This window comes from Haloarcula pelagica, from assembly GCF_030127105.1.
In the GTDB taxonomy this organism is placed as follows: Archaea; Halobacteriota; Halobacteria; order Halobacteriales; family Haloarculaceae; genus Haloarcula; species Haloarcula pelagica.
In genome coordinates, this window is sequence record NZ_CP126161.1 from 78181 (window position 1) to 104976 (window position 26796).

The 26796-nt window shown below is 67.5% G+C and carries 20 protein-coding genes and 1 pseudogene; 14 read left to right on the forward strand and 7 right to left on the reverse strand.

The window, feature by feature from the left end; genetic code table 11:
* The first annotated feature begins 57 nt into the window (after window positions 1-57).
* Together P1L40_RS00475 and P1L40_RS00480 are read left to right on the forward strand one after the other, a co-directional pair.
* Window positions 58-699, forward strand: coding sequence for a DUF3267 domain-containing protein (locus tag P1L40_RS00475; protein WP_284009311.1), 642 nt, complete (start codon window positions 58-60; stop codon window positions 697-699).
* A 98-nt stretch (window positions 700-797) separates the two neighbouring features.
* A complete protein-coding gene (locus P1L40_RS00480; protein ID WP_284009313.1) occupies window positions 798-2834 on the forward strand; it encodes a beta-propeller domain-containing protein in 2037 nt (678 codons plus the stop codon).
* Here the strand turns inward: P1L40_RS00480 and P1L40_RS00485 are convergent, their stop codons facing one another.
* Window positions 2835-3182, reverse strand: a complete 348-nt coding sequence (locus P1L40_RS00485; protein WP_284009315.1) for a hypothetical protein — start codon at window positions 3180-3182, stop codon at window positions 2835-2837. It lies immediately after the preceding gene.
* A 25-nt stretch (window positions 3183-3207) separates the two neighbouring features.
* Window positions 3208-3753: a hypothetical protein gene (locus tag P1L40_RS00490; protein ID WP_284009241.1), complete on the reverse strand. Its 546-nt coding sequence runs from the start codon at window positions 3751-3753 to the stop codon at window positions 3208-3210.
* Between the two features lie 106 nt (window positions 3754-3859).
* On the opposite strand from P1L40_RS00490, the gene P1L40_RS00495 reads away from it, so the two are divergent.
* From P1L40_RS00495 to P1L40_RS00530, 9 genes and pseudogenes are all read left to right on the forward strand, one after another.
* Window positions 3860-4237 (forward strand): DUF2237 family protein, encoded by a 378-nt coding sequence (locus P1L40_RS00495; RefSeq protein ID WP_284009243.1) that lies wholly within the window; start codon window positions 3860-3862, stop codon window positions 4235-4237.
* Window positions 4238-4390: 153 nt separating this feature from the next.
* Window positions 4391-6217, forward strand: coding sequence for a methyl-accepting chemotaxis protein (locus P1L40_RS00500; RefSeq protein WP_284009316.1), 1827 nt, complete (start codon window positions 4391-4393; stop codon window positions 6215-6217).
* Window positions 6138-8881 (forward strand): annotated as a pseudogene (locus tag P1L40_RS00505) (AAA domain-containing protein). The gene P1L40_RS00500 and the pseudogene P1L40_RS00505 overlap by 80 nt, the downstream one beginning before the upstream one ends.
* A gap of 91 nt (window positions 8882-8972) precedes the next feature.
* The gene (locus tag P1L40_RS00510; protein ID WP_284009317.1) at window positions 8973-10730 is read left to right on the forward strand and encodes a type II/IV secretion system ATPase subunit; all 1758 of its coding nucleotides are present in this window, start codon (window positions 8973-8975) and stop codon (window positions 10728-10730) included.
* Between the two features lie 2 nt (window positions 10731-10732).
* Window positions 10733-11302: a hypothetical protein gene (locus P1L40_RS00515; RefSeq protein ID WP_284009319.1), complete on the forward strand. Its 570-nt coding sequence runs from the start codon at window positions 10733-10735 to the stop codon at window positions 11300-11302.
* Window positions 11236-12693, forward strand: coding sequence for a type II secretion system F family protein (locus P1L40_RS00520; RefSeq protein WP_284011093.1), 1458 nt, complete (start codon window positions 11236-11238; stop codon window positions 12691-12693). The genes P1L40_RS00515 and P1L40_RS00520 overlap by 67 nt, the downstream gene beginning before the upstream one ends.
* Window positions 12694-12781: 88 nt before the next feature.
* Entirely contained in the window at window positions 12782-13198 is a 417-nt protein-coding gene (locus P1L40_RS23465; RefSeq protein WP_419181203.1) for a hypothetical protein, read from the forward strand.
* On the forward strand, window positions 13144-14814 hold the full coding sequence (locus P1L40_RS00525) for an Ig-like domain-containing protein (RefSeq protein WP_284009320.1): 1671 nt from the start codon (window positions 13144-13146) through the stop codon (window positions 14812-14814). Before P1L40_RS23465 ends, P1L40_RS00525 begins: the two co-directional genes overlap by 55 nt.
* A 61-nt stretch (window positions 14815-14875) precedes the next feature.
* Window positions 14876-15700, forward strand: coding sequence for a cytochrome c oxidase subunit 3 (locus tag P1L40_RS00530; RefSeq protein ID WP_284009321.1), 825 nt, complete (start codon window positions 14876-14878; stop codon window positions 15698-15700).
* Between the two features lie 2 nt (window positions 15701-15702).
* Here P1L40_RS00530 and P1L40_RS00535 read toward each other — a convergent pair whose 3' ends face one another.
* Both P1L40_RS00535 and P1L40_RS00540 read right to left on the reverse strand, forming a co-directional pair.
* The gene (locus P1L40_RS00535; protein WP_284009324.1) at window positions 15703-16221 is read right to left on the reverse strand and encodes a DUF7979 domain-containing protein; all 519 of its coding nucleotides are present in this window, start codon (window positions 16219-16221) and stop codon (window positions 15703-15705) included.
* Window positions 16222-16224: 3 nt separating this feature from the next.
* Window positions 16225-18498, reverse strand: a complete 2274-nt coding sequence (locus tag P1L40_RS00540) for a DUF6789 family protein (RefSeq protein WP_284009325.1) — start codon at window positions 18496-18498, stop codon at window positions 16225-16227.
* A 170-nt stretch (window positions 18499-18668) separates the two neighbouring features.
* Here P1L40_RS00540 and coxB point away from each other — a divergent pair, with 170 nt between their 5' ends.
* Together coxB and P1L40_RS00550 are read left to right on the forward strand one after the other, a co-directional pair.
* Window positions 18669-19391: a cytochrome c oxidase subunit II gene (coxB, locus tag P1L40_RS00545; protein ID WP_284009326.1), complete on the forward strand. Its 723-nt coding sequence runs from the start codon at window positions 18669-18671 to the stop codon at window positions 19389-19391.
* A 48-nt stretch (window positions 19392-19439) separates the two neighbouring features.
* On the forward strand, window positions 19440-20660 hold the full coding sequence (locus P1L40_RS00550; RefSeq protein WP_419181204.1) for a lactate racemase domain-containing protein: 1221 nt from the start codon (window positions 19440-19442) through the stop codon (window positions 20658-20660).
* Here the strand turns inward: P1L40_RS00550 and P1L40_RS00555 are convergent.
* A complete protein-coding gene (locus tag P1L40_RS00555) occupies window positions 20646-22289 on the reverse strand; it encodes a PH domain-containing protein (protein WP_284009329.1) in 1644 nt (547 codons plus the stop codon). The genes P1L40_RS00550 and P1L40_RS00555 overlap by 15 nt on opposite strands.
* Window positions 22286-22747 (reverse strand): PH domain-containing protein, encoded by a 462-nt coding sequence (locus P1L40_RS00560; RefSeq protein ID WP_284009331.1) that lies wholly within the window; start codon window positions 22745-22747, stop codon window positions 22286-22288. Before P1L40_RS00560 ends, P1L40_RS00555 begins: the two co-directional genes overlap by 4 nt.
* Before the next feature lie 149 nt (window positions 22748-22896).
* On the opposite strand from P1L40_RS00560, the gene P1L40_RS00565 reads away from it, so the two are divergent.
* Window positions 22897-23979, forward strand: coding sequence for a hypothetical protein (locus P1L40_RS00565; protein ID WP_284009333.1), 1083 nt, complete (start codon window positions 22897-22899; stop codon window positions 23977-23979).
* Between the two features lie 35 nt (window positions 23980-24014).
* On the opposite strand, the gene P1L40_RS00570 is transcribed toward P1L40_RS00565, so the two are convergent.
* The gene (locus P1L40_RS00570) at window positions 24015-26765 is read right to left on the reverse strand and encodes an ATP-dependent helicase (RefSeq protein WP_284009335.1); all 2751 of its coding nucleotides are present in this window, start codon (window positions 26763-26765) and stop codon (window positions 24015-24017) included.
* Window positions 26766-26796 lie beyond the last annotated feature (31 nt).

The window sequence follows — 26796 nt, forward strand, 5'->3', positions numbered from 1 at the left end:
GCCGATGGAGGTGTGTCTACACCTAGTGCTATACCGTTCCTATCGGTAGGATAGAGCGTGCCCACGAGCCAGTACGAACCGTCCGCGACGCTGAGGCCGGCCGCGCCCGACGGCTACGGCGACCCGGAGGAGTTTCACTACTCGCTGCCGATTATGTTGGCGCTGATCCTGCTATTGGTCGGTCCAGCGCTGTTCGTGTTCGGGACGCTCCTGTGGGACGGCCAGGGGGGCGCCGCACTGGCCGACTTCTTCGGTGTCACGGTCACGGACGACGCGGGCTTCGAAGCGACCATCCCGATCGCTATCGGCGGCGTGTTCGTCGCCGCCGTCGTGGTCGTCACCGTCCTCCACGAACTCGTCCACGGGCTCGTGTTCCGACTCCAGGGCTACCGCGTCTCCTACGGCGCGGCCCCGCAACTGGGCGCGTTCTACGCCGCCGCGTTCCACCAGTTCCAGGCCCGGAACGACACGATCCTCGTCGGGATCGCGCCGCTGATCGTGCTCGACGCGCTCCTGGTTCCACTGTTTTTCGTGCCGATCCCGGTGGTGGCGGTGTTCGCGTTCGTCGCGGTGCTTTTCAACACGCTGGGGGCCGCCGGTGACATCTACCTCCTGGCGCGACTGCTCCGGATGCCGAGGGGCACGCTGTTGTACGACAGCGACATCCGTCACTCCTACGTCCTCTATCCCGAAGCCTGACACGGACCGGTCGCCGTCGCCGCTCTGTCGGTTCGTCGGCACCTCGCCGATCGATTAAAACCCGGTTTGAACGAACGGTATCTTATCAGCACTGTCCGGTGAACGACCGGTATGCGAACGCAGTACACCGCCGCCCTGTTCGTCGCGCTGCTCGTCGTGTCGCTCGTCGCGGCCGGCACCGGCTTCGCCGTGGTACCCCCGGGAGGCGACGCCCCGTCCAGTCAGAACGCGACCGGGCCAGCAGCCCCGACACCTGCCGACGGTTCCGAAACTGGCGCGACCGGTGCCGTCGCCCAGTTCGGTTCCGAGGCCGCGTTCGACGGCTACGTCAGCCAGGGACTGCTCCGGACCGAACAGCGCCAGCCCCGCTCACGACTGGTGTTCGACAACACACTCGAACTGACCACAGACACCCCCAGGCGGCGAACTTCGCAGCCGGTGACGGCGGCGGGAGCACGACCACGGCCGAGGCACCGTCGCGCGTCGGCACGACGAACGTCCAGATCGCCGGCATCGACGAACCGGACCGGCTCAAGACCGACGGCCGGAACTTCTACTACGCACCGTCCCGGCCACGGGGACACGTCCCCGTCTTCCGGCCCCGCGGTCGCCCGGCGGACGTGTCGCCGCCGGCGGCGTCCGACCACGACACGCACGTCGTCGACGTGACCGAGCCGGCGGCGCCGTCGGCCATCGGCGAGATCGACGACTCCGGGAAACTCCTCCAGACCGGCGACACGCTGGTCGTCGTCGGCCACCGCACGATCACCGGCTACGACGTGAGCGACCCCGAATCCCCCGAGCAGGCCTGGGAGCACCCGCTGAACCACACCGCCGTGACCGCCCGGATGCAGAACGGCACCGTCTATCTCGTCACGCGGTCCGGCGTGAGCCTCGACACGCCGTGTCCGATCACCCCTCTCGGTGGCGACCACACGATCCCCTGTGGTGATGTCTACCGGCCCGGTACACAGATCCCGGTCGACGCGACCTACACGGCGCTGTCGATCGACGCCGCTGGCGGGACGGTCGAGGACTCGGTCACCTTCGTCGGGACCAGCCGGAACACGGTCGTCCACATGTCCCCGGACGCGCTGTACGTGACGTACACCGATTCGACGAGCCACGCCCGGCAACTGGGCGCGTTCCTCCGGACCGAGTTCGACGAGACGCCCGCGCACGTCGAGGAGCGGATCGCGGAGATCCAGTCCTACGATATCTCCGCCCGGGCGACGAACCGGGAGATCGACCGAGTGTTCGAGCAGTGGCTCGCGACGCTGCCCACGGAGGAACGTAAGCGACTCCGCGAGGCGTTTACCCGGGAGTTCGCCGACTACCGTGCCGCCAGACAGCGCAACGCGACCACGACCGGGATCGTCCGTCTCGCGGTCGACGGGACGGCCCTCTCCGTCGAAGCGACCGGTACGGTCCCGGGCAGACCGCTGAACCAGTTCTCGATGGACCATCACGAGGGGACGCTGCGGATCACGACGACGATCCCCGCGGTCGGGAGCGCCGACAGCGCGAACGACCTCTACGTCCTCGACAGCCGAACCCTGGACGAACGCGGTGCGGTGACCGACATGGGCGTCACCGAGCGCGTCTACTCCGTCCGGTACGTCGACGAGACGGCCTACGTCGTCACGTTCCGCCGGATCGACCCCTTCCACGTCGTCGACCTCTCGGACCCGGACGAACCCGAGGTGACCGGCGAACTGAAACTCCCCGGCTTCTCGTCGTACCTCCACCCGATCGACGACGACCACGTCCTCGGGATCGGGAAGGAAGACGGGGCGGTCAAGACCGTCCTGTTCGATGTCTCCGACCCGTCGGACCCGTCGATCGACGATCAGCGGGTCCGACACACCCGCCACTGGTCGGCGATCTCACGGAGCCACCACGCCTTCACTATCGACCGCAAACACGGCGTCTTCGTCCTCCCGACCGGTGAGGACGCCATTGTCGTGAACTACACCGACGGCTCGCTGTCCGAGACGGCGACGGTTCGGACCGATGGGACCGTCACGCGCACTCGATACGTCGAGGACTACCTCTACGTGTTCAGCGGCGAGGAAGTCGTCGTGGTGGACGAACGAACCTGGGACCGGGAGACGACGCTCGCGCTGGAGAACTGACTACTTCCGATTTCGGCCCGGTGACTGGCCGTTACCGTCGGCTGCGCGCGGGTGCTCGTCCTCGGTGCGCTGTTGCTCGCGCAGCGCCTCGCCCGGCGTCCGACCGCGCTGGACCGGATCGTTCCGTTCCTCGTAAGCGATGCCGCCGATGCTGTCGGGGATCGTGAACCAGGCGAGGACGCCACCCACCGCGGTGGCGCCGACGGTCGCACCGGCCACGAGCGAGAGCGGGGCACCGCTGTACAGCGTCACCAGCCCCATCGACAGGCCGACAAGCAGCGCGAACCCGATCTTCAGCCGTTTGACGAAGACCTTCCGGTCGTCGTCGGAGATGGAGGGGCCGACCATCAGCGCTCACCCACCCCAGCACCCATCAGTAGAACCCCCGCTCGACATCCTCGTCGATAACGTCCTCGAACTCCTTGTCGAGAAGCTCTTCGGCCTCCTCGAAGGTGTCGGTGAGGTCGTCCATCCGTTCGGGGCGGTCGTGCTGTTCGAACTCCATCGGGCCGTAGGCGGGCGAGTCGACGGCGTCCATGATGTCTTCGAGCATCGCTTTCGGTGTCGTCGGGGCGTCGGCGTGCGTTTCGAGGACCGTCTCTAGCTTCTGTGCTTTCTCCTCGGCCTCGTCTTCGTCGTCGACACCCTGCTGGACGCCGAACAGGCCGCTCCCCTCCTCGGGAAAGAGCGGATCGATGTCGTCGTCGATCCGCCGGGCGACCTGCGAACCGACCCCCTGGACCTCGAAGGGGTTCTTCGCGTAGGTCTTCATCTGGTAGACGCCCGCATCGGGGTGGCCGAAGTAGATGTCCTCGCCGATTCCGTTCGCGCGGTCGCCCCCGACGGCTCGCCAGCCGCCCGGGTCGGCACTGCTCTCCGTAACGTCGTCGAGGATATCCTGCCAGTCACGAACGCGCATTGTCGATTCGATGTTCGGTCCGGCACCGAATGAAGGCATCGGTCCGTGAGAGAAGCTGACGCGCCGGCACCGAACCCTTTTCCAGGCCGGCGCCGCCACCGCCGGTATGGAGAGTGAGGCGAACGTGCTCGGGGGCGACCTCGACGACTGCTCGATGGACCCCCTGACGGGGTTCATGCGGGACGGCTACTGCTACCCCCTCCAGCGCGACCCGGGGCGACACGAGATCTGTGCGGTGATGACCGAGTCGTTCCTCCAGTACAGCAAGGCACAGGGCAACGACCTGGTCACGCCCAGACCGGAGCTGAACTTTCCGGGACTGGACCCGGGCGACCGCTGGTGTGTCTGTGTCCCGCGATGGACCGAGGCCGAGGAGGCGGGCCACGCGCCCCCGGTCGTCCTCGACGCGACGAGCGAGGCGGTGCTGGAGGACGTTCCCCTGGAGACCCTGCGGGCGTACGCCCACGGCGAGAACGGAGACTGACCCCTCGAACGCGGTGTCGTTTCAATTGCTGCGTTCCCGAATCCCGTCGATCCAGTCCGGAGCGCCGCGCTCCGGTGGCTTTCCGCTCATATTATCAGAATTTGAGAAGCGCGGAGAACGTTAAAGACCGTCTCCGGGGGAGATACACGTAACATGATCGACAGCCCGATCGCGTGGTACAAACGACAGATACGACGGTCGCTCGATCTCGTCGGTGTCGCCGACTCGATCGAACGGAAAGTACTGGCGGCTGTGGCGATCCAGTTCGGTGTCTCCGTCGGGACGGCCGTCGTCGCGCTGGCGGTCGACGGCCTCCTCCAAGTCGTCCTCGTGGGGGTGTTGCTCGCGGGGGCCGCCGTCGCCTTCACCAACACGGTCTTCATCACCCGCGAGGACCTGGTCGACCCGATCACGACGCTGGCCGACCGTGCGGACCGGATCGCCAGCGGCGAGGTTGACGTGGCGGTTCCCGAACACGACCAGGACGACGAGGTCGGCAGCCTCGTCGACTCGTTCGGTGCGATGCAGGGCCACCTCGATGTCGTCTCCCGGCAGGCCGACGCCCTCTCGCGCCAGGCGTTCGACGACGAGATCCTGGAGACGGAGGTGCCCGGGACCTTCGGTGAGTCGCTGGACCGGATGGCCGACAACCTCGAAGCCTACACGACCGAACTCCAGGAGATGACCGCACAACTGGAGACCCGTTCCGAGCGGCTCCAGGAACTCGTCGAGGCTTTCGGCGCGGCCGCCGAGCAGGCCAAAGACGGCGACCTCACGGCGACGATCGACCTCGATGTCGAGGGGAACGACGACGAGGCCGTCGACGCGGTCGTCCGGAACTACAACGAACTCGTCGGGACGCTCTCCGAGACGCTCGGAGAGGTCACGACCTTCGCCGGGTCGGTCTCGGAGGCCAGCAGCCGAGTCAGCGAGAGCATGGCCGAGGTCGACCGGGCGAGCGACGAGATCGCCCGGTCGGTACAGGAGATCTCGTCGGGCGCGAGCACGCAGACCGACCTCCACGACGATGTGGCGAGCGAGATGAACACCCTCTCGGCCACCGTCGAGGAGATCGCCGCGACCGCGGACGACGCGGCCAGTACCGCCCGGACCGCTGCCGAACGCGGCCAGCAGGGCCGCGACGAGGTCGCCGACGCCATCGAGGAACTCGATCGCCTGGAGGAGCGGATCGACCACATCGCCGAGTCCGTCGAGGGACTGGTCGACCACGTCGCGGAGGTCGACGACATCATCGGGGTCATCTCCGAAGTCGCCGAGGAGACGAACATGCTCGCGCTGAACGCCTCGATCGAGGCCGCCCGCGCCGACGAGTCGGGCGCCGGCTTCGCCGTCGTCGCCGACGAGGTCAAAGCCCTGGCCGAGGAGACCCGCGACTCCGCCGACGACATCTCCGGGCTCATCGAGGAGGTCCAGGACGCCGCCCAGCACACTGCCGGCGACGTTCGGGAGATGCACGACCAGGTGACCGACTCGACGAGCACGATCGAATCGGCCCTGCGGGACTTCGAGGACATCGTCGACGTGGTGGGCGAGGTCGACGAAGCCATGCAGGAGATCTCCGACGCGACCGCCGAGCAGGCCGAGACGACCCAGGAGGTCGTCACGATGGTCGAGGAGGTCGGCGAGGTCAGCGACCGGACCAGCCAGGAGGCCGAGAGCGCCGCCGCGGCGACCGAGGAACAGACCGCGACGATCACCGAGGTCAGCAACGACATCGAGGGTGTCGCCGGCCGGACCGACGACCTGATGGCGCTGCTGTCGACGTTCGAGCAGCGGACGACGCGACGCCGACCGTCGAGGATCGCCCGACGGCCGTCGCGGACGGCGGCCGCTGATCCCCACCGACAGCGTTTTTCCGTGGCTCCCCGTGACACGACTCGTGCAACTTCGCGGCGTCGTCGTCGAGGTGGCCGAGCCGAAAACCGTCAGCACTCAGTACGGCGAGAGCGATCTCTGTGAGGTGACCGTTCGCCCGGAACAGGGAGCCGGCGAGCCGACCACGGTGACCCTGTGGGGCAAGTGGACCGAGACCGCCGAGTATCTCGACGCCGGGATGGAGCTCGCGGTCTACGACGCCGACGAGCGCCAGTACCAGGGCGAGACACAGTACTCGGTCGGCGGCGACGCCAGCGTCGTCGTCGAACCCGACTTCCTGGTCGACGTGACCGACATCCGGGCGTGGGTCCAGTGCCCCCGGATGTACTACCTGCGGAAACTCGACGGGGCCGAACTGGCCTACCCGCTCGTCAAGGGGACCGTCGTCCACGAGGTGTTCGGCGACCTGCTCCGCGGCCGGGACCTGGAGGCGGCGATCGAGGAGCAGGTCGAAGCGGCCGGACTCGATATCGGCCTGCTGGGTCGCGAGGCCGCGGAAGTCGCCGGCGACGTGCGCGACCACGCGGCGGCCATCGAGGGGTGGCTGAACCAGGGCACCCTGACCGAACGCGACGAGTGGCGCTCGGAGATGACGCTCATCTCCGAACGCTACGGGATGAAAGGGCGGGCCGACGCCGTCCGTCGGGGGATGCCCGTCGAGTTGAAGACCGGCAAGAACACCAAGCGGGAGCCGCGCTTCCAGGACAAGATCCAGGCGACCGCCTACGCCCTGATGCTGGGCGAGCGGGCCGCCAGTACGCTTGCCGCGAGCGACGTGATGGCCGACGGCGGTGCGACCAGCCCGCTGGCGGCCGCGCCCGATACCGGGACCCTGCTGTACACGAAAAACGCCGCCGTCGACCGGAACGAAGAGAGCGGCGACCTCTCGCCGGCGAAAGAGTTCTCGATCGGCACCGGACTGCTCCAGTACGTGGTCCGCACCCGCAACGAGATCGCGGCGATGGAACACGACGCCGGCGTCCCGACGGGCTACGAGGGCAACGCGAAGTGCGAGTACTGTTTCGAACAGGACACCTGTATGGCCGTCTCCGGCCGCCTCGACCAGGAATCGAAGGCGGGCCAGGTGGGCGTGGCGATCCCGGAGGAGGAACGGGAGTACTTCGAACGGTTCTACGAGGCCATCGAGGCCGAACGCCGGGCTGTCCACCGCGAGTACGCCAAACTCTGGGAGCAGACGCCCGAGGAACGGGCCGACGACGACCGGGCGCTGGTCGACCTGGAACCGCTGGGTCGGCGCGAACTCGACGGCGGGCGCTGGGAACTGCGCGCCCGCGGGACCGGCGCCGTCTCGAAGATCCGCGAGGGCGACCTCGTGCTCGCCAGCGACGGCCACCCGATCACTGGTGACGCGGAACTGGCCCGCGTCGAGCGCATCGGCGGTGACGACACCGATGGCGTCGACGGCGGCCGCGAGATCGTCGTCACCGCCGACGAACCCCTCTCTGTGCGCCGGCTGGATGTCTACCCGTCGGAACTGACGACCGACCGGCTCCAGAACGCGCTCCACGACGCCCTGTTGACCCAGTCGCCCGAACAGAAGGACGTGCTCTTCGGCCGTCGCGCCCCCGAGTTCGACGAGCCAGCGGAGACGTTCATCGACAACAACGCGGCGCAGGACGCCGCCGTCAGCCGCGCCCTCGGCGCCGAGGACTTCGCGCTCGTCCACGGCCCGCCCGGAACCGGCAAGACCTACACGCTCGCCCGGATGGTCCGGGCGCTGATCGACCGCGGTGACCGAGTCCTGCTGTCGGCGTTTACGAACCGTGCCGTCGACAACGCGATCGAAGCGCTGGAGGAGCAGGGCTACACCGACATCGTCCGCGTCGGCACCGAGAGCGGCGTCCGCGAGGACATGCAGAAATATCGGCTCGAACAGTCGGGCGATCCCGGGGAGTGTGCAAGCGAACTCCAGACCGCACAGGTCGTCGCCGCGACGACGGCGACCTGTGGCTCGACGGCGATAGCGAGCCAGTCGTTCGACACCGTCGTCGTCGACGAGGCCGGCCAGTTGACCGAGCCCGGCACGCTGGCGGCGACGACGCTCGGCGATCGGTTCGTCCTCGTGGGCGACCACCAGCAGCTCCCGCCGGTCGTCCAGTCCGAGGACGAGACGCTCACGCGGTCGCTGTTCGAGCGCCTCATCGACGCCCACCCCGAGGCCGGCGTCATGCTCGACAAGCAGTACCGGATGGCACAGCACATCCAGGCCTTTGCCTCTCGGGAGTTCTATGACGGGGCGTTACGACCCGCAAGCGGTGCGGTGGCGGCCCAGCGGATCGACGACCTCGACGGCGTGTCGACCGAGACACTCCCCGCGAACCTCCGCGACCGCGTCTCGTTCGTCGACCCCGACGGCGCTCGCACCGGGAACACGAACCCAACGGAGGCAGACGCCGTCGCCGACGTGGTCCGGGCCTACCGCGAGGCCGGCGTCGACGCCGGCGATATCGGGGTCATCGCCCCTTCCGCGCACAGGTCGCGGAACTGAACCGGCGGCTCCCGGAGGTGGCTGTCGACACCGTCGACCGGTTCCAGGGCTCCAGCAAAGAGGTCATCGTCGTCTCCTTCGTCGCGACGGGCAGTCTGGAGGGGCCGCTGTTCGAGGACTACCGCCGCATCAACGTCGCGCTCACCCGGGCGAAGAAAGCCCTCGTGCTGGTCGGCGACCGGGACGCGCTCGCCACCGACGCGGTGTACGGACGGATGGTCGAGTGGGCTAGCGGGTGAGAGCGGGCCGCACCACGCCCGGGGTGTATCGACGCCGAACGGACCTGGTACACAAGTGGTTTTTACTGCCGGGATTCACATGAGATACTCAATGGACGGTCCGGAGCCCGACCGAAACCCGTCGGACACCGCCGATTGGGCCACCCGCATCGACGACGAGGCCGACGTACTCCCGCCGGACGACGACTCGCCGGACGCGGGCCGTGACCAGCCTGACGAGGCGGTCGAGCAGTTCGATCCGGTCACGGAGCCGCCGCCAGACCCGCAACGCACGGTCGTCGAGGACCTGACGGCCTACTTCGAGGCGTACGACGGCGATTTCGCCCCCGCCCCGTCGCTCTCGTTCCTGGAATCGGAGTTCTTCGATTTCGACTATCGTGAAGGGGTCGAGGAGATCGACCGGTACTGGGTGGACGAACCCTTCGCCTACGTCGCGATCCTCGACGACGGCGGCGACATCGGGTATCACGTCGTCGAACCGACGCTCTCGGAGTTCGAGCGGTACGTTCGCGAGGATATCATGGTCGACCTCCGTGACGTGTTGATGCACGTCCGCCCCGACGAGAGCGACCGGAAGGAACGGCTGACGGGGGAGCTGGATACGCTGTTGAGCCGGTACGCACGGGAGGCAAAACCCGGCTCACTGCACAAGATCCGGTACTACATCGAGCGGGACCTGCTGGGCTACGACCGGATCACCCCCCTGCTGGCCGACCGGAACCTCGAAGACATCTCGTGTGACGGGACGGACGTGCCGGTGTACGTCTACCACCGGGAGTACCGCGATATGCGGACGAACGTCTCGTTCTCGGCCGACCGGCTGAACTCGCTCGTGGTCCGACTGGCCCAGCGGTCGGACAAACACATCTCCGTGGCCGACCCGATGGTCGACGCCAGCCTCCCCAACGGCTCGCGCATCCAGTTGACCCTGGGGACGGAGGTCAGCTCCCGGGGGTCGAACTTCACGATCCGGCAGTTCTCGGACGTGCCGCTGACGCCGATCGATCTGATCCAGTTCGGGACCTTCTCGGTCGAGACGATGACGTACTTCTGGATGGCGATCCAGAACAACCTCTCGCTTTTGTTCGCCGGCGGGACGGCCTCCGGGAAGACGACCTCGCTGAACGCCATCTCGATGTTCATCCCCGAGAAGAACAAGGTCATCTCGATCGAGGACACCCGCGAGATCACGCTCCCCCACGAGAACTGGATCCAGAGCGTCACCCGGGAGGGCCAGGCCTCCGGTAGCGGCGACATCGGGATGTACAAACTGCTCCAGGCCGCCTTGCGCCAGCGCCCGGAGTACCTGCTTGTCGGCGAGATCCGGACCGAACGACAGGTGGCGCTCGCTTTCTTCCAGGCGATGGCGACCGGCCACGCCGCCTACACCACCATGCACGCCGATTCGACGGAGACTGTCCTCTCACGCTTGCAGAACCCACCGCTGTCGGTCCCCGAACAGATGGTGCGGGAGCTGGATATCGCGGCGATCCAGCAGCAACTGTTCGTCGGGGACCGCCGTGTGCGGCGCAACGTCGGCATCTCGGAACTCGAACGGGGCGACGAGGGGTCGACGGGCGTCCGTGACATCTACGAGTGGAACCCCGCGACCGACGGCTTCGAGGGGGCACAGCGGTCCAAGAAGCTCCGGGAGATCATGTACCGGAACGGCTGGGACGAACAGCGCCTCCAGTTGGAACTCTCGCGACGGGAGCGACTGCTGCGATACATGGTCGAGCGGGACATCGCCGACTACGAGTCCTTCCAGGCGATCGTCTGGGAGTACGACCGGAACCCCGAGGACGTGATCGAACTGCTGGACCGGGGCCGCCTGGAGCAACTGATCTGACGATGGCGACCACGGAACAGTCCGAGACCCAGCGGTGGCTCGTCCGAAAGACGGCCTGGCTCTACGAGCCGCTCAGGCGCTTTTTCGCGACGCGGACGGACCGGCACCTCGGGCTCCGGGAGCAGCTCAACGCGGCTCGGATGCCGGTGACCGTCGAGGCGTATCTCGCCAGGTCGGCGGTTCTGGCGATCATCACGGGTGTTCTCGGGGCCGGGATCGGGCTGGCGATCAGCTGGTGGGCGGCCACGACCGGCGTGCTGTCGACGCTGTCCGGGGTCTCGGGGACCGGAGCACTGGGGCGGTTCGTCAGCGACAACCGGACGCTCGTGGTCAGTCTCGTCCTTCCGGTGGTGTCGGGGACGCTGCTTGCCGTCGGGACCTGGTACGTCCGGTACTACCTGCCCAGTCAGCGAGCGACGGCCAGGGCGCGGCGGCTCGCGCTCGTCTACCCCTCCGGCGTGACCTACATGTACGCGCTCTCCCGGGGCGGGCTGACATCGTCGAGATCCTCCGCCGACTCGCCGAGGACGAGGAGACCTACGGCGAGGTCGCCCGGGAGGCCGCGCTCGTGACGAACCAGATGGACTACCTCGGCAGGGACTTCCTCCAGGCGCTCCGGGAGGCCAGCGAGGTGACGCCGTCGCCCCTGCTCAGTGACTTCTTCAGCGACTTGCTGAGTATCGTCGAGTCCGGGGGATCGGTCGACTCGTTCCTCGCGGATCAGCGCGAGGACGCTATACAGGACGCGCGCTCGGTGCAGGCGGAGTATCTGGAACGGGTCGAACTGTTCGCGGAGGTGTACGTCACACTGTTGATCGCCGGCCCGCTGTTCGTCCTCATCCTGCTGATGGTCATCGGAATCACCGGTACGTCGACGCTGCGGGAGGTAAACGCCATCGTCTACGTCGGTATCCCGCTGGGGTCGACGCTGGCGATCCTCGTCCTCGACCAGTTGGGCGCGCCGTTCCGGCAGCGCACGCTCGCGGCCACCGAGCCGATCCTGGAGCCGCCGACCGTTCCGGACGACCAGGCCGCGAAGGCCTACGCGAAGCGGAAACGTCGGGCGCAGTTGCTCGACACGCTCACCCATCCGTGGCGGCTGTTCCTCGACCGGCCGCCTCACGTCCTCACGTTGTCGGTCCCGCTCGCCGCCGCGGTGGTCGGTGCCCTCGTCGCCGGTGACCTCGCCTCGGTCGGCCTGTCGGCGCTATTCGACACGCCGCTGCGAACGACGGTTCTGCTGATCGTCGTGCCGCTGTTCGTCGCGCTCGTCCCGCTGGCAGCGTTCCAGGAACTCCGGCAGCGACGCCTCGATACGATCCGGCGCCGGTTCCCGAACGTCCTCTCGTCGTGGGCCAGTGCCAACCGGATGGGGTTGCGGCCCTCGGAGGCACTCCGTCTGGCGAGCGAGCGGGCCGACACGGCCCTCTCGGCGGAGATGCGCCGGGTGAACGATGAGACGGAGTGGTTCGACGACCTCCGTGGGGCGCTGTTACGTCTCGCTCGCCGGTCCCGGACCAGGATCGTCACGCGGACGCTACGGCTCATCGTCGAGGCCGACGAAGCCAGCGGGAACCTCGACGAGACACTGTCGGTCGCCGCCGAGGACGCTCGGATGCAGCGCGAACTCGAACGGGCGCGGACCCGGGAGCTATCCTCGTACGTCGTCGCCGCGCTCGTCTCCTTTTTCGTCTATCTGGCCATCCTCCTGTTGATCAACGAGTTCTACTTCGAGCAGGCGGTCGCGGTGGGCCAGCAGGCGACTACGGACGCGGAACTGCCGGTGAGTCTCCAGTCGATCGACACGGCAGGGTTCAAACTCGCCTTCATCCACTCGTCGCTGGTGCAGGCTCTGTTTATCGGGCTCGTGGCCGGAAAGCTATCGAGCGGGCGAGTCCTGGCGGGTCTCAAGTACAGTCTCGGACTGATGATCGTGACGGTCGTCGCGTTCGGGGTGGTCTGACGTGAACGGGCACTCGCTGTGCGACGACGGTCGCGGCCAGTCGGCCGTCATCGGATTCGTCCTGATGTTCGGCCTGTTGATCCTCCTGATGAGCGTCCTCCAGGTGAGCGCCGTTCCCGCCTGGAACCAGGGTGAGGAGTTCGCTCACAGCCAGCAGGTCCGCAGCGAACTCGAACTGTTGCGCGACGACGTGACCACGGCGGCCGCGACCGGGCGGGTGACCTCCGAGTCGGTCACGCTCGGCTCCGGTACCCGAGACGCCCCTTCCTGCTCAACCCCGCCGATCCGGCGGGTCGGCTCAACACGACGACCCCGGGAGCCGTCGAACTGGAGAACCTCACGGCCAGCGGCGAGACGGGCGACTACTGGGCCGGTGGGACACAGCGGTTCGAGACGCGCCACCTCGTCTACCGGCCGCAGTACAACGAGTACGACAACGCGCCGACGACGGTGCTGGAGAACAGTGTCCTCTACGACCGCTACGGGGAGCGGGCTCGTCCGCTGACATCGGAACGAGTGGTCGCCGGACGGCGAATCACGCTCGTGATGCTGAACGGCTCGCTGTCGCGGAGCGCGACGACCGCAACGGACATCGAACTGACGCCGGTCAGCGCGCCCGAGCAGGTGACCAGTGTCGAGGGCGACGGACCGGTCCGGCTCCGACTGCCGACTCGACTCGACAGAGAGGCGTGGAACGAACTCCTTCGCGACGAGTTCGTCCGGAACGGGGGCCACGTCCACGACAACGTCACGGTCACATCGGGGTCGCCGTACGATACGGTCACGATCACACTCGAACGCAACCAGACGTACGATCTGCGGATGGCGAGAGTCGACATCGGCGAGCAGTCGACTCAGGCCCCGGCTCACTACATCACTGCCGACGAGAGCGGGCTGGCGACCCTGTCGAGTGGCCGCTCACAGCGGGTCGTCTTCGAGGTCAGGGACCGGTTCAACAACCCTGTCAGCGGTGTCCGGGTGAACGCGACCGTCGGAACCAACGGGAGCGTCTCGCCGGTCGATCCGGTGACGGACCGGCAGGGACACGCCACCTTCCGCTACACCGCGTCGACGCCGGGAACGGCACGGATCGACGGGACTTTGGGGACGAGTCCCGGGGCGCTTGAGACCGCGACGGTCCGTGTCGACGTGGCCGGCGGCGCGACGACCACCGGGAGTGTGGACGGCGAAGGGCCGCTCGTGACCGGCATCGACACGTCGGCCACGACCGCCAGTGGGCAGTCGATCCCACGGGGTGAGACCACGAACCTGACGGCGACGGCCACGGACTTCCAGCGCGGCGGGGTCGACATCTACGCGGTCGAGTGGTGGTCCGACAGGGCCACGCCCGGCGGCGGCCCCGGCAGCGGGTTCGCGTTTGCGCCGGCCGACGGGGAGTACGACAGCGTCGACGAAACCGTCACCGCCCCAGTCGACACGACCGGCTGGGACACGGGGACGCACAACCTCTCTGTTCGCGCTCGGGACGCCAACGGGAACTGGGGGCCTGTCGAGTCGTACACGGTCGTCGTCACGGCCGGCAGTACCGACCCGCCGGGCGCGCTGGCCTACGACGACGAGAACGAGAACGGCCGGTACGACAGCGGGGAGACGACCTATACGCGATCCCAGTTGGAGAGCGGCCTCGACGACGACCGCGTGAACCTCGTCGTCCCGGCCGACGTGGGCAGCTTGAACCTCCGCGGCGGCGAGCTGAGAACCCGGAGCATGGTCATCCGAGCCGAGATCGACACCAGGGGTGGCGACGTGAAACTGACCGCCGAGCGGACAGTCGACATCGCCGGGACGACGGTACTCGCGCGTGGCGGGAACATCGAACTCACGGCGGGCGAGGGCGGGTCCGGCCGACTGATCGCCACCGGGGCGACGATAGACACCAACCGGGACATCGTGTTGCGGTCCGACGGCGATATCTCCCTCGATGGTGCGACGGTCAGTGCCGGTCGCGGTGCCGACATCGAAGTCGACCTGGGCACGGGGCGCGCGACGCTGTTCGTCGGCGGGGCGAGGATCGTAGACAGCGACGACACAATCGACTACGAACCCGCGGACGCTTCGGTCGATGGTAGTCCCACGAGCGGCCGCGTCGAGAGCGACTGATCGGCCGGCACGGCCGCCGCTGGCGTGTGGGTTTATGCCCCGCCGACCGTATGCTCGGAGTATGGCCGGGTCGACGGACGTAGCGGCCGAGCACGCTGAGAGCGGCGACGAGCACGGCGAGCACGAGCATCGGAGTCGGTGGCCGCTCGTCGCCGCCGTCGGGGCGGCCGCCCTCTACTTCGGTGCCGGGTTCTTCTTCGTCGGCCGGGACTTGCTGCCGACGATACTCCCGACCGTCCTCGCTGCCGTCGGTGCGGTCGGCCTCGTGGCCGGGCTCGCCGGCTGGGCCAACGAGGCGTTCATCGCGGATTACCGGACCGAACGAGGCACCGAGGGGGGAATCTACACCGGCGGGATGGTCATGTTTCTGGTCTCCGACGTGGCGACGTTCTCGGCGGGGTTCGTCTACTACGCGTTCATCCGCGTCGGCGCGTGGCCCCCCGAGCATCTTCCGGAACTGCTCGGGTCGCTGGTCGTCATCAACACCGCCCTCCTGCTCGCCAGTAGCGTCACGATCCACTACGCCCATCACGCGCTGGAACGGGGCGATCGCCGCCGGTTCCTCGGGCTGTTGGGCGTCACGCTCGGGCTCGGGATCGTCTTCCTGGGCGGCCAGGTGGTCGAGTACTACGAGTTCGTCGTCGGCGAGGGGTTCACCCTGACCAGCGGCGTCTTCGCCAGCGCCTTCTTCGGGCTGACCGGGCTGCACGGCCTCCACGTCGCGCTGGGCGTGGTGTTGCTCGGGATCACGTTCGGACGGGCGCTTCGGGGCCACTACTCGGCCGAGCGTGACACCGCGGTGGGGACCGTCTCTCTGTACTGGCACTTCGTCGACGCCGTCTGGATCTTCCTCGTCCTCCTTGTTTACGTCGGCGCCGCGCTCTGAGATCAGGCCTCGACCGACCGTTCGAGCGCGACGAGTTTCCGGTACAGCGGCGGCGTCAGGATACCGACGACGCCCAGTCCGATCGCGAACAGTCCGAGCGGGAACTGCAAGGGTGCGGCCTGGAAACAGGGGTTCTCGGAGACGACAGTGACGTAGTGTCGTTCACCTTCGTAGGTGACGAGGCTCCCGTTCCGGAACGCCGGCCCGTTCGGGAACGACCCCTCGACGTGTGCCTCACCGCGGGCGTCGGCCAGCCCCTCCCGAAACGCCGCCCGTTCGGCCGGAGAGAGCTCCGCGAACTGGAAGCGAGCGAGCTGTGGCTGGCTCGTGGCGAAGCGCTGGCTCGTCTCTTCGGGTCCCTCGACGGCGATCGACGGCTCGCCGCAGCCGCCGATCTGCTCCTGTGCGATCGCGTAGCCGCCCGGGACGGCCCCGCCGATCCCGACGGCGACCAGCAACACGCCCAGGAACGGGGCGACGTAGGTGAAAAGCACCGACCCGTCGTCGGCCGACTCGCTCATCGATCACTCCTCCGCCCGGCGTCGTTTGCGCCGGCGTGACTGCAGGAACTGGAAGGTGACCGCGAGACCGAGCCCGTAGGCCCAGTGGGCGACCAGGACGAACCCGAGATAGCCAAGCAGCACCAGCCCCTGCTGGCCGGTGTAGAAGGCGATCGCGAACCCTGTCGAGATCAGCGTCGCGAACACCGTCCCCGTCTCGAAGAGGTATCGTCCGGGGAGGTACTCCTGGAACGCCAGGAACAGGAGCGGCCAGGTGACGGTCCCACCGACGAGGAACAGCGCAGCGCCGAACAGCGGATCGGCCGGTAACCCGACTGGCTCGGCGATCTCGCCGAACGACACCGGGTCGAGCACGTCGACGACGATCGCGGTTCCGAGCCCGCCCGCCATCAGGACCGTCCCGACGAATCCGCCGGCCGCCGCGGCGGACGCGTTGCGATAGACGTTCTCCGCGACGCTGCCGACGCCGCCCAGCAGCCCCATCGGTTCCAGTTCCGGTGCGTACGAGCGACGGGTCGAGTCGGGCGTCGCCGGCTCCAGATCGTACTTCTCGACCATCCGCTCCTCGAACCACTGCCACTCCTTCGTGAACTGGTTGGTCGCTTTCAGTTTCCAGGGATCGGTCGTCTGGACGACGGCGCCGCGCCAGTACGAGACGAGCATGTTGTACAGCCACAGCAGCGCGCTCAGGCCGATGACGTAGGCCCCGACGGTCGCGATCTGCTGGGCGAGCTGGTACTCCGGCGGGTAGATCGCCTGCCGGCGCGGCAGGCCCACGCCGCCGATGATCAGCAGCGTCATGAACGTGACCACCGATCCGAAGATGAGCAGGACGGACTGGAACTTCGCGAGCCGCGTGTCGTACCAGCGGCCGGTGATCAGCGGGTACCAGTAGTAGCTCGCCGCGATCATCATGAAGGGGATGATACCGACGACGATGAGGTGGAAGTGGCCGACGACGTAGTAGGTGCCGTGATAGAGGATGTCGATGGGGATGACCGCGAGGAAGACGCCGGTGACGCCCCCGACGATGAACGTCCCGATGCTACCGGCACAGAGAATAAAGGGCGCCGAGAGCTGTATGTCGCCGTCCCACATCGTCGTGATCCAGTTGAACACCTTGATCGCGCTCGGGACGGCGATGGCGATGGAGATGGCCATGAACGACGCCTTCACGCGGGGGTCGACACTCGTGGTGAACATGTGGTGGGCCCAGACGCCGAAAGAGAGGACCGCCAGCCCCAGCGTCGAGTAGACGATGAACTGGTAGCCAAACAGTTTGCGCCCGACGAACTTCGGGAGGATCGTGCTCATCAGCCCGGTGGCCGGCAGGAAGAGGATGTACACCTCGGGGTGGCCCCAGAACCAGAACAGGTGTTGCCAGAGGATCGCGCCCCCGCCCTCCGTCGCGAAGAAGGTCGTCGCCAGGTTCCGGTCGAGCAGGAGCATCACTAGCGCGCTGCCCAAAAGCGGGAAGGCAAACAGCGCGATGCCGCTTGTGACCAGCATGTTCCAGGAGAAGATGTCCAGGTTCGCCCAGGTGACATCGTCGCCCCGTTCGTAGACGACGGTGACGATGAAGTTGATCGCGCCGACGGTCGTGGCGATGCCGCTGAGATGGAGCCCGAGCAACAGCAGGTCGATCTGTGGGTTCGGTTGCTGGACCGACAGCGGCGCGTACAGCGTCCAGCCGATGCTGACCTCGCGGATCGTGAGGAAGAACTGGATGCTCTCGTCGGGGAGAAAGAGGCTCAGGACCTGTCCGCCGACTTGGACGAGCAGCCCCATCCGCGCGAGCAGGAGGGCGGGCGGCAACAGCCAGAAGCCGATGGCGTTGACCCGGGGGAAGGCCATGTCGTCGGCGCCGATGAGCAGGGGGAGGACGTAGTTCCCGACGCCGAAGAAGACCGGCAGGACGAAGAAGATGAGCATCGTCAGGCCGTGGGTCGTAAAGAGCGCGTTGTAGGTCTCCGGCGTCCAGATGTCAGCTGGGGGAGTCAGCAACTCGGTCCGGAGCATCATCGCGTCGACGCCGCCCCACAGGCCGGCGATGGTCCCGAAGGCGATATACAGCAGGCCGATGTCACGGTGGTTCGTCGTCGTCAGCCACCGGTACACTTCCGACTGGAGGCGCCCGATCTCGAACTCGATCTCCTCGCGGGTCGTGTAGCCGCCGTCACTCTCCGGACGGGCGGCGTGGCGGGCGCGAAACCAGACGACTGCGACAGTGAGCGCGAGAACGGCGAGTGCCGATCCCTCGACGATCGCTCGGTTCATCGGTGTCGAGAGCGGGCAGCGGCGATCAGCACCGGTACGGCCGAGACAGGCATTACCACAGTCTGACAGGGCGACTCACATAAAACTACGCGACGGCACGGGGCTTCCGGTGGTCCGCCCGCGGTGTCGCTGCCCAACCTATATGTCACCGCCGACAGAACGCTGTGGTAATGCGTCGCAGCCGTGTGTTGGGCTGGCTCTGTCTCCTGGCGGCTGGAGCCGCGCTGTTCTCGACTCCCGCCGCCGCACAGTCGCTCAACCGAGCCGCCATCGACGACCTGAACGAGCAGTTGTTGTACGTCGCGCTCCCGCTGACCCTGTTCGTCGAGTTGACGCTCGTCTACGCCGTCTATCGGTTCCGGAACAACGACTCGCCGCGGCCGACGATCGACGACCCGGCACTGGAGATCACCTGGACGGCCGCCACCGGAGCCATCCTCGTCTTCGTCGGCGTCTCGGCCTTCTTCGTCATGTCGAACCCCTACATCACGCCGGCAGCGGCGGGACCGACCGACTCGGTGGCGGCCAACCCCGACGTGGAAGTGGAGGTGCTCGCCTACCAGTGGGGCTGGGAGTTCCACTACCCCGAGGCCAACGTCACGACACAGGAACGCCTCGTCCTCCCCGCGAATCAGACCGTCAGGTTGCAGATGACCTCGACGGACGTGATCCACTCGCTATACGTCCCCGATATGGGCGTCAAGCAGGACATCTACCCGGAACAGGAGTCGGTCGCGCTGACGAACGCGACCGCGACGGGGCGTCACCGCCTCTACTGTGCCGAACTCTGTGGGTCGGGCCACTCGCGGATGCACGCCACCGTCGTCGTGGTCAACGAAAGCGAATATCGGGCGTTCCTGGACAACGAATCGACCGCGGCGGCGACGGCCTGACCGTCCGACACGTATTCGGCCCCCGTCGACCTACCTCCGATAGTGACAGTGACGCTTCCGCTCGGCGACGGCACGGTCGACGTGTCGGTGCCCGACTGTGACGTGACGGTCTGTGAGCCACCGGGCGGCGACCCGGTCGACCCGGTGACCGCAGCCGAGGCGGCGCTCGCGAACCCCCACGGCCGGCCCCTGACCCACGTCGTCGACCCGGACGACACGGTGGCGGTCGTCGTCACCGACGTGACGCGGGCGACGCCAGACGACGTACTGCTCGACGCGCTGCTCGCCCGCCTGGAATCGGCCGGTGTGGCCCGGGAACAGGTCACCGTCGTCGTCGGCCTCGGTCTCCACCGGCCGATGACGGACCGGGAACTGGCCGCGGCCCTCGGCGACCACGCCGACCTGGCCGTGAACCACGACCCCGACGCGACAGTGTCGGTCGGGCAGGTCGACGGCGTGGACATCGAACTCAACGAGACGGTCGCCGCGGCCGACCGGGTCCTGGCGACCGGGATGGTCGAACCCCATCAGTACGCGGGGTTCTCCGGCGGTGCGAAGACCGCCGTGATCGGCGCCGGCGGCGAGTCACAGATCGGGTACACCCACGGTCCCGACCTCCTGGCTGACGACGGAGTCCGGCTCGGTCGGGTTGGGGACAACCCGTTCAGGTCGTTCCTGGATCGGGCCGGCGACCGGGTGGGGCTGGATTTCTGTCTGAACGTCACCCACGGTCCCGCCGGGATACTCGACGCGGCCGCCGGCGACCCGCGACGCGTCGTCGAGTCGCTGGCGGAGAGCGCCCGCGAGGCCCTGTCAGTCACGGTCGAGGGGACCTACGACGCCGTCGTCGCCGGCGTCGGTGCCCCGAAGGACGCGAACCTCTACCAGGCCACCCGGGCGGCGACCTACGTCGCGCTCGGTGACGCCGACCCACTGGCTCCCGGCGGTCGCATCGTCGTCCCGGCTCGACTGCCGGAGGGCGCCGGCGACGGCACCGGCGAACGGCGCTTCTACGAGTGGCTCTCCGGGGCCGACAGCGCCGACGCGCTGTACGCCGAGATGGCCGACGGATACGACCCCGGCGCACAGCGGGCCTTCGTCGTCGCGCGGGTCCTCACGGAGTACGACCTCTACGTGACCGACAGCGACCACCCAGAAGTCGTCGAGGACTGTCTGATGCACGCCGTCGCCAGCGTGGCGGACGCAGTCGAACCGGGGAGTGACGTGCTCGTCGTCCCGAACGCGCTCGATACGCTACTCGTCGAGTGAGTCGTCGGGAGGTGTCCCCTCCGTCGGCGGCTCGTCTGGCGGTTCCGGATCGGCCTGCCCGCCCCGGGTGGCCGCCCGGCTTCGCTGCCGGCGTTGCTCTATCAGGTCTTCGTACAGCCGTTCTCTGAGTGTCTCGCGCAACTCCGTGGCCGTCGCCTCGTCGAGGTCGTACGCTCGGGCGTCACCGCCGAGGACGCTCGCAGTGCTGGCCGTGTCGGCGCTCAGCGTCGCCAGCCGCCGCCAGCGCTGGAACGGCGACCGACCGACGAAGACCGTCTGGATCCGGTAGTACGGGACCACGCGGGTCGTCCGGCGCCAGAAACCGGTTCGCGTCGCGACGGCGTCGTCGTCGAGTGCGTAGCCGCGGTGACGCCACCGGAGGTGGGCCGCCGGCACGGCCAGGGCGAACAGGCCGACCAATGCCCACCACGCGCCCGACTGGAGCAAGAACCGGTCGACACCGTAGCCGATCGCCGTGAGGACGCCCGCGACGAGGCCGAACCGGACGGCGTAGCGCCGACGCGCCCGGGTCGGCGGGCGCTCGAACGCCAGGTCGCCAAAGGGCTCGATGTCACGCGCGAGGTCGTAGACGGTCTCCCGCGGCGCCATCGGGACCGCGACACCCTGTGTCGACCCTTGCGAACTTGCGGCGTAGCCGGCGGTCTCGACCACCAGCGTCGCGTAACCGAACCGCCGCATGAGGACGTTCTCTCGGACGGTGACCGTCTGGACCTTCGCCAGCGGGATCGTCCCGCTGTAGCGTCGCAACAGGCCACGCTCGTACTGGAGGTCGTCACCGTCCCGGACCAGTCTGAACCCGTAGTACTCCAGCAGCGTGAGGGCGGCGCTGACGACCAGCGCGACCAGCAGGAACTGGAGGAGCGTCAGCCCAGCCAGGACGACGAGGCGAGGGACCGTCAGCCCCCGGAGGACCGGGAGTCCGACGCTGTCGCCGGCGCCGACGAGCTGGACGTTGAACCGCAACACCGCGACGACGAGGTCCTGGCCGAGGGGCAGTCCCACGAGCGTCAAGATCGGTGCTGCGGGCCGGACCGAGACGAGCGCGTAGGTCAGCAGTTCCCTGGGGCCAAAGGCGAACAGCTCCGTTGAGGAGTCGACCGACGACACTGCTCCGGTCTCCGCGGCCGAGTCCGCTCCCGACCGGTCCTGTCCCGGGCGATCCGGTTCGGCCGCCCGATCGTGTCGCTGGACGAGTCGGCGCAGTCGCTCGGCCTCCGACAGGTCGACGGCGTCGAGTGTCGCCTCCGTCGTGCTCCCCCCCGCCGTCTCGAACTCGACGACGGCGAGGCCGAGCACTCGGTTGAGGACGCCCTGCCGAACGTCGACGTTCTGGATGCGCCCGAGCGGGATCTCGCGGGACTGGCGGGCGAAGACGCCGGACTCGACGGCGAGTGTCCCGCCGTCGATCTCGTAGCGATAGCGCAGGTAGCGAGCGCCCGCGTAGGCCCCGAACAGCGCCGCACCGCCCAGCGAGAGCACGGGGAGCGAGAGCAGCGGGAACGATCCCATTCCGGCGAGGGCGGTCCCGACGAAAAACCCCAGAAACGCCCCCTGGAACATCGCCTGCGCGACGCTGACGACGCCGCTCGTGGGGTGGAGCCGTCTCATACCGCGTCGGTCGCCTCGCTCTCGATAGCGAGGTCCCGGAGCCGTTCGCGCAGTTCGGTCGCCCTGTCGGGTCGCAGACCGGGGATAGTGATGTCGGCACCGCGAGAGCCGGCGGTGTAGACGACGACACTCGCCAGTCCGACGCTTCGTTCGATCGGGCCGCGGGTCGTGTCGACGTGCTGGACCCGGACGTAGGGGACTGTCGTGTCGGTCCGGGTCAGGACCCCCCGAACCAGGAACAGCGCGTCGTCCTGCAGGTCGAACCGCCAGATTCGGTGGGCCAGGACGGCGTGAACGATACCCAGGATCACGAGTCCGACCAGCACACCGACGATACCACTCTGTGGCAGCGAGAACGCGAACCGGTCGATCAGGAACGCAACGACCCCGAGTACCGACAATCGGGCGACCGTCGAGAGGACCCACAGCAGTCTCACCCGCGGGTGAAGCGACTCCATATCCGATGCGAGGGGGCGGCCGCGGATTAACGGTTTGGCTATGGGACGAAATTGGAACTGTTCTGGCCCACCCGCGGGCCGGATTGTGGGCCGACTCCACCGAGAGTTCGAAAAATCCCCTTGTACACACCGGACGCCGGATAGCGTGTATGACACGAACCCGACGGACGTTCCTGACCACGATCGCTGCTGCAGGTGTTACGCTTCCGATCGCGGGGTGTACCGGGAATAGCGACGGTGGCGATTCGATGAGCGACGGTGGCGACTCGATGGACGACGGTGGCGACTCGATGGACGACGGCGGCGACTCGATGAACGACGGTGGCGATTCGATGGACGACGGCGGCGACTCGATGGACGACGGCGGCGACTCGATGGACGGTGGGGCGAGCCCGACCGATCCCGCGGACGCGCCACGAGCCACTGTCGACCGGTTCAGCGACAGCGCGGGCACGCTCCACCGCCGGAGCCAGAACGGCGACCTCCCCGGTCCGGACGAGGCGATCGACTTCGATTCGCTGTTTCTCGTCCGGGGATATGGCCCCGACGGGGACAGCATCGAGTACTACGACTTCGACGTGCAGCCGACCGAGTCGGCGCCGATCTACGCGCTGTTCCACGAGAACGGCGACCCAGTCGCGGAGCAGCTAAATATCGTCGACGTGATCCCCGGTGACGACGGGTACAACGACTTCTGGCGGGTCCACATGGTGACTGTCCCCGACGACTACGAGGCGAACACGGTGACCAGCGTCGAGGGCCTCCGGGACGCCGGCTACGACATCACGCCGACAGACACGATCAAGAACTGCCCCATCGTCCCCGAGGGGTCGACAGCGTCGATGCGCCACCCCGCCGACGAGAGCCCCACGTCGCTCGTCGAAGGGTGGTACGACGGCGAGGTCGTGTCGTATTTCCTGTTCGAAGAGGCGACGCTGTCGACGACCGACGGCACCGTCCCGCAGTCCCCGATCTACGTCACGTTCGAGACGAATCCCGGCGAAGACGGCGGCGGTCCGGCGTCCGGGTTCATGACCGAGGACGGGAGCGACCAGACGCACAACGTCACGGCGACGGTCCCCGGCGACGACAGCTACTCCCCGCTGTGGTTGGTGAACATCTACGACAACGCGGAGTTCAGTAGCGTCTCGGACCTCGAGAGTGCCGGTTCGGCGACGGTCCTGAACGCCGGTGCGGCGATGGTCAACTGTCCGATCGTCGGCGAGCAGTAGCGCCGCGACCCCGGAGAACGGTTCCGAGGTCCCGATCAGTCGTCGGTCGCGACGGCTTCGTCGCCCTCGATCTCGTCGAGGACCCGCTGGTGGAACTCCTGGAGGACGGCCGACTCGTCCTCGGCGAGCACCACGTCGCTCGCCATCAGCGTCGCCAGCCCGAAGGCACGCGGGCTCGGCGATTCGACCCGCGTCGAGACCACGTCGATCGCGCCCCGGTCGATGTCGGTCAGGATCGCCTCGATCCCGTCGACGTTGAGCTTGTCCTCTAGAATCTCCCGGTAGGTCTCCTCGACGACGGCGAACTCGCCGATATCCCGGGCGAAACTCAGCAGCATCTCCGCCGAGACCTGCTGTTCGCTGGCGGACTTCTCGTAGCCCTTGTAGCGTTTGAGGATCATCAGCGAGCGGGTGGCGTTGATCCGGAAGTACCGCTGGAGGAGGTCGGTGCCGTCGAGGCTGGCCCGGAGGTCCTCCCGAACCGCCGTCGGGTCGATCCCCTCGATCAGCGCCTCGATGTCGACTTTCCTGTTGAGCGGCATCGAGAGCGTAAAGCCGTTGTCGGCGACGGCGACCTGGACGTTCGCGTTGGCCGCCTGGGCGACGTGGTGGGCCAGCAGGCGCGAGAAGCCGTCGTTGAACCGCCGGCCGTAGTTCGAGTGGACGTAGTAGCGCCGCTCGTACTCCCCCTTGTCGAGTTCCTCCTCGACGACCAGGCGCTCGTCGGTCGAGACGCTCTCGGCCCCGGCGTAGGCGACCTGCTCGCGGAACATCCGGGCCAGCGCGCGGACGCTGTTCTCGTCGAGGGGGTACTCCCGGAGCCAGTTGCGTACCTCGGGCAGCCCGCCGCGTTCGAGTTTGCTCAACAGGTCACGCTGAAATGCCAGTATCTCACGGCCCAGGTCGTACGACAGCGGGAGCCGTTCGGAGAACCACGACGGCACCGTCGGCCGGGCGGCGGTCGGATCGACGTACACTTTCGATCCCCGGCGGTAGCGGTACTCGTAGTTGTCCCCGCCCAGCACGAACACGTCGCCTTTCTCCAGCGTGTCGAGGTACTCCTCGTCGAGTTGGCCGACCCAGTTGTCGCCCGACCGCGTGAACACGTCACACGTAAACGAGTCCGGGATGGTGCCGATGTTGGTCATGTAGATGACCCGCGCCATCCGGCCGCGCTTGCCGATCAGTCGCTCGCCCACGTCGTACTCGTCGTAGTGGTACTCCCCGTCGGGCGGGTCGTTGGTGTCGCGCCAGACCTTCGCGTAGACGTTCTTGTCCTCCATGCCGTCGTAGTCCGCGGTCAGGTACCGCAAGAGCTGTTCCCACTGCTCGTCGGTGTAGTTCCGGTAGGGGTAGGCCCGCTGGAGGATCGACCGGACCGCCCGCTCGGGGCGGATCTGGTTGATCGCCATGCCGTAGACCTGCTGTGTCGCCACGTCCTGGGCGTTCTCGGGGACGAACACGCGGTCGACGAACCCCTCGTGGGCTTTCTTGAGCATCACCGCACACTCGATTAGTTCGTCCCGGTCTAGCGCGACCACCCGGCCCTCGACGGTCTCGCCGAGCTGGTGGCCGGCGCGGCCGATCCGCTGGAGCAGTGCGGCGACAGATTTGGGCGAGCCGACCTGGACGACCAGATCGAGATGGGGCATGTCGATCCCCAGTTCGAGGCTCGTCGAGGTCGTCACCACGTCCAGGGCGCCGTCTTTCAGCGCGCTCTCGATCTCCTGGCGTTTCTCCTTCGAGAGCGAGCCGTGGTGGCAGCCGGAGTTGCCCTCGTCGTAGGCGTCGAATCGCTCGCGTAACCGCTGGAGGACTCGCTCGGCGCCCGAGCGGGTGTTCGTGAACACGAGCGTGTTGGTGTGGTCCTGGATCAGTTCGTGGAGTTCCCCGTAGAACCGCTCGGTGACGATCTCCTGGGGCGTGTTGATGAGGTCGTCGGCGGGCGAGGAGAGTTCCACGTCGAAGTCCCTTGCGAAGCGGGTGTCGACGATCTCGTAGTCTCGGGGGTCGTAGGCGCCCGTCTCCGGGTCGTACTCGCCGCCGACCAGGAACTGTGCGACGGTGTCGAGCGGTTCGACGGTCGCCGAGCAGCCGATCCGGGTCGGCGACGAGTCGGCCATCGCCGCCAGCCGTTCGAGCGATACCGAGAGGTGCGTGCCCCGTTTGTTCTCGGCGAGGCTGTGGATCTCGTCGACGATGACGTACTCGACGGTGCGGAGCTTCTCCTTGAACTTCGGGGAGTTGAGCAAGATGGCAAGTGTCTCGGGCGTCGTGTTGAGGATGTGGGGCGTCGTCTCCAGCATCGCCTGGCGCTCGCTGTCGCTGGTGTCGCCGTGTCTGATCGCGTGTCGCAGGTCCACGTCCTCGCCGCGCTCGTCGAGTTTCTCGGTGATCTCCGAGAGTGGGACTCCCAGGTTCCGGTGGATGTCGTTGGCTAACGATTTCAGCGGCGAGACGTACAGACAGTAGACCGAGTTGTCGAGTTCGTCGGCCCGGGCCGTCTCGAACAGTTCGTTGATGATCCCGGTGAACGACGCCAGCGTCTTTCCCGACCCTGTCGGCGCACAGATCAGGGCGTTCTCCCCGCGGTGGATCAGCGGGATCGCCTCCTTCTGTGGCGGCGTAAAGAAGCCCTCGTTGCCGGGGACGAACTCGCCGAACTGTTCGACCCACCACTCCTGAACGACGGGATCGAGCAGTTCGAGCACGTCCGCGTCGTCGACGGTGACCGCCTCCGGATCGAACGACGGATCGACCGCTGCCAGTCGCTCGCGTCCTCCCATTACTCGAGGGTAGGACCGAGCGGTGAAGTGG

What these genes read in the sequence shown, in the direction of transcription:
- P1L40_RS00530 (WP_284009321.1), top strand. Translation starts at nt 14,876, where the DNA reads ATGGCCGGGTCGACGGACGTAGCGGCCGAGCACGCTGAGAGCGGCGAC.
- P1L40_RS23465 (WP_419181203.1), top strand. Translation starts at nt 12,782, where the DNA reads ATGAGCGTCCTCCAGGTGAGCGCCGTTCCCGCCTGGAACCAGGGTGAG.
- P1L40_RS00515 (WP_284009319.1), top strand. Translation starts at nt 10,733, where the DNA reads ATGGCGACCACGGAACAGTCCGAGACCCAGCGGTGGCTCGTCCGAAAG.
- P1L40_RS00535 (WP_284009324.1), bottom strand. Translation starts at nt 16,221, where the DNA reads ATGAGCGAGTCGGCCGACGACGGGTCGGTGCTTTTCACCTACGTCGCC.
- P1L40_RS00560 (WP_284009331.1), bottom strand. Translation starts at nt 22,747, where the DNA reads ATGGAGTCGCTTCACCCGCGGGTGAGACTGCTGTGGGTCCTCTCGACG.
- P1L40_RS00485 (WP_284009315.1), bottom strand. Translation starts at nt 3,182, where the DNA reads ATGGTCGGCCCCTCCATCTCCGACGACGACCGGAAGGTCTTCGTCAAA.
- coxB (WP_284009326.1), top strand. Translation starts at nt 18,669, where the DNA reads ATGCGTCGCAGCCGTGTGTTGGGCTGGCTCTGTCTCCTGGCGGCTGGA.
- P1L40_RS00495 (WP_284009243.1), top strand. Translation starts at nt 3,860, where the DNA reads ATGGAGAGTGAGGCGAACGTGCTCGGGGGCGACCTCGACGACTGCTCG.
- P1L40_RS00500 (WP_284009316.1), top strand. Translation starts at nt 4,391, where the DNA reads ATGATCGACAGCCCGATCGCGTGGTACAAACGACAGATACGACGGTCG.
- P1L40_RS00570 (WP_284009335.1), bottom strand. Translation starts at nt 26,765, where the DNA reads ATGGGAGGACGCGAGCGACTGGCAGCGGTCGATCCGTCGTTCGATCCG.
- P1L40_RS00565 (WP_284009333.1), top strand. Translation starts at nt 22,897, where the DNA reads ATGACACGAACCCGACGGACGTTCCTGACCACGATCGCTGCTGCAGGT.
- P1L40_RS00490 (WP_284009241.1), bottom strand. Translation starts at nt 3,753, where the DNA reads ATGCGCGTTCGTGACTGGCAGGATATCCTCGACGACGTTACGGAGAGC.
- P1L40_RS00540 (WP_284009325.1), bottom strand. Translation starts at nt 18,498, where the DNA reads ATGAACCGAGCGATCGTCGAGGGATCGGCACTCGCCGTTCTCGCGCTC.
- P1L40_RS00555 (WP_284009329.1), bottom strand. Translation starts at nt 22,289, where the DNA reads ATGAGACGGCTCCACCCCACGAGCGGCGTCGTCAGCGTCGCGCAGGCG.
- P1L40_RS00510 (WP_284009317.1), top strand. Translation starts at nt 8,973, where the DNA reads ATGGACGGTCCGGAGCCCGACCGAAACCCGTCGGACACCGCCGATTGG.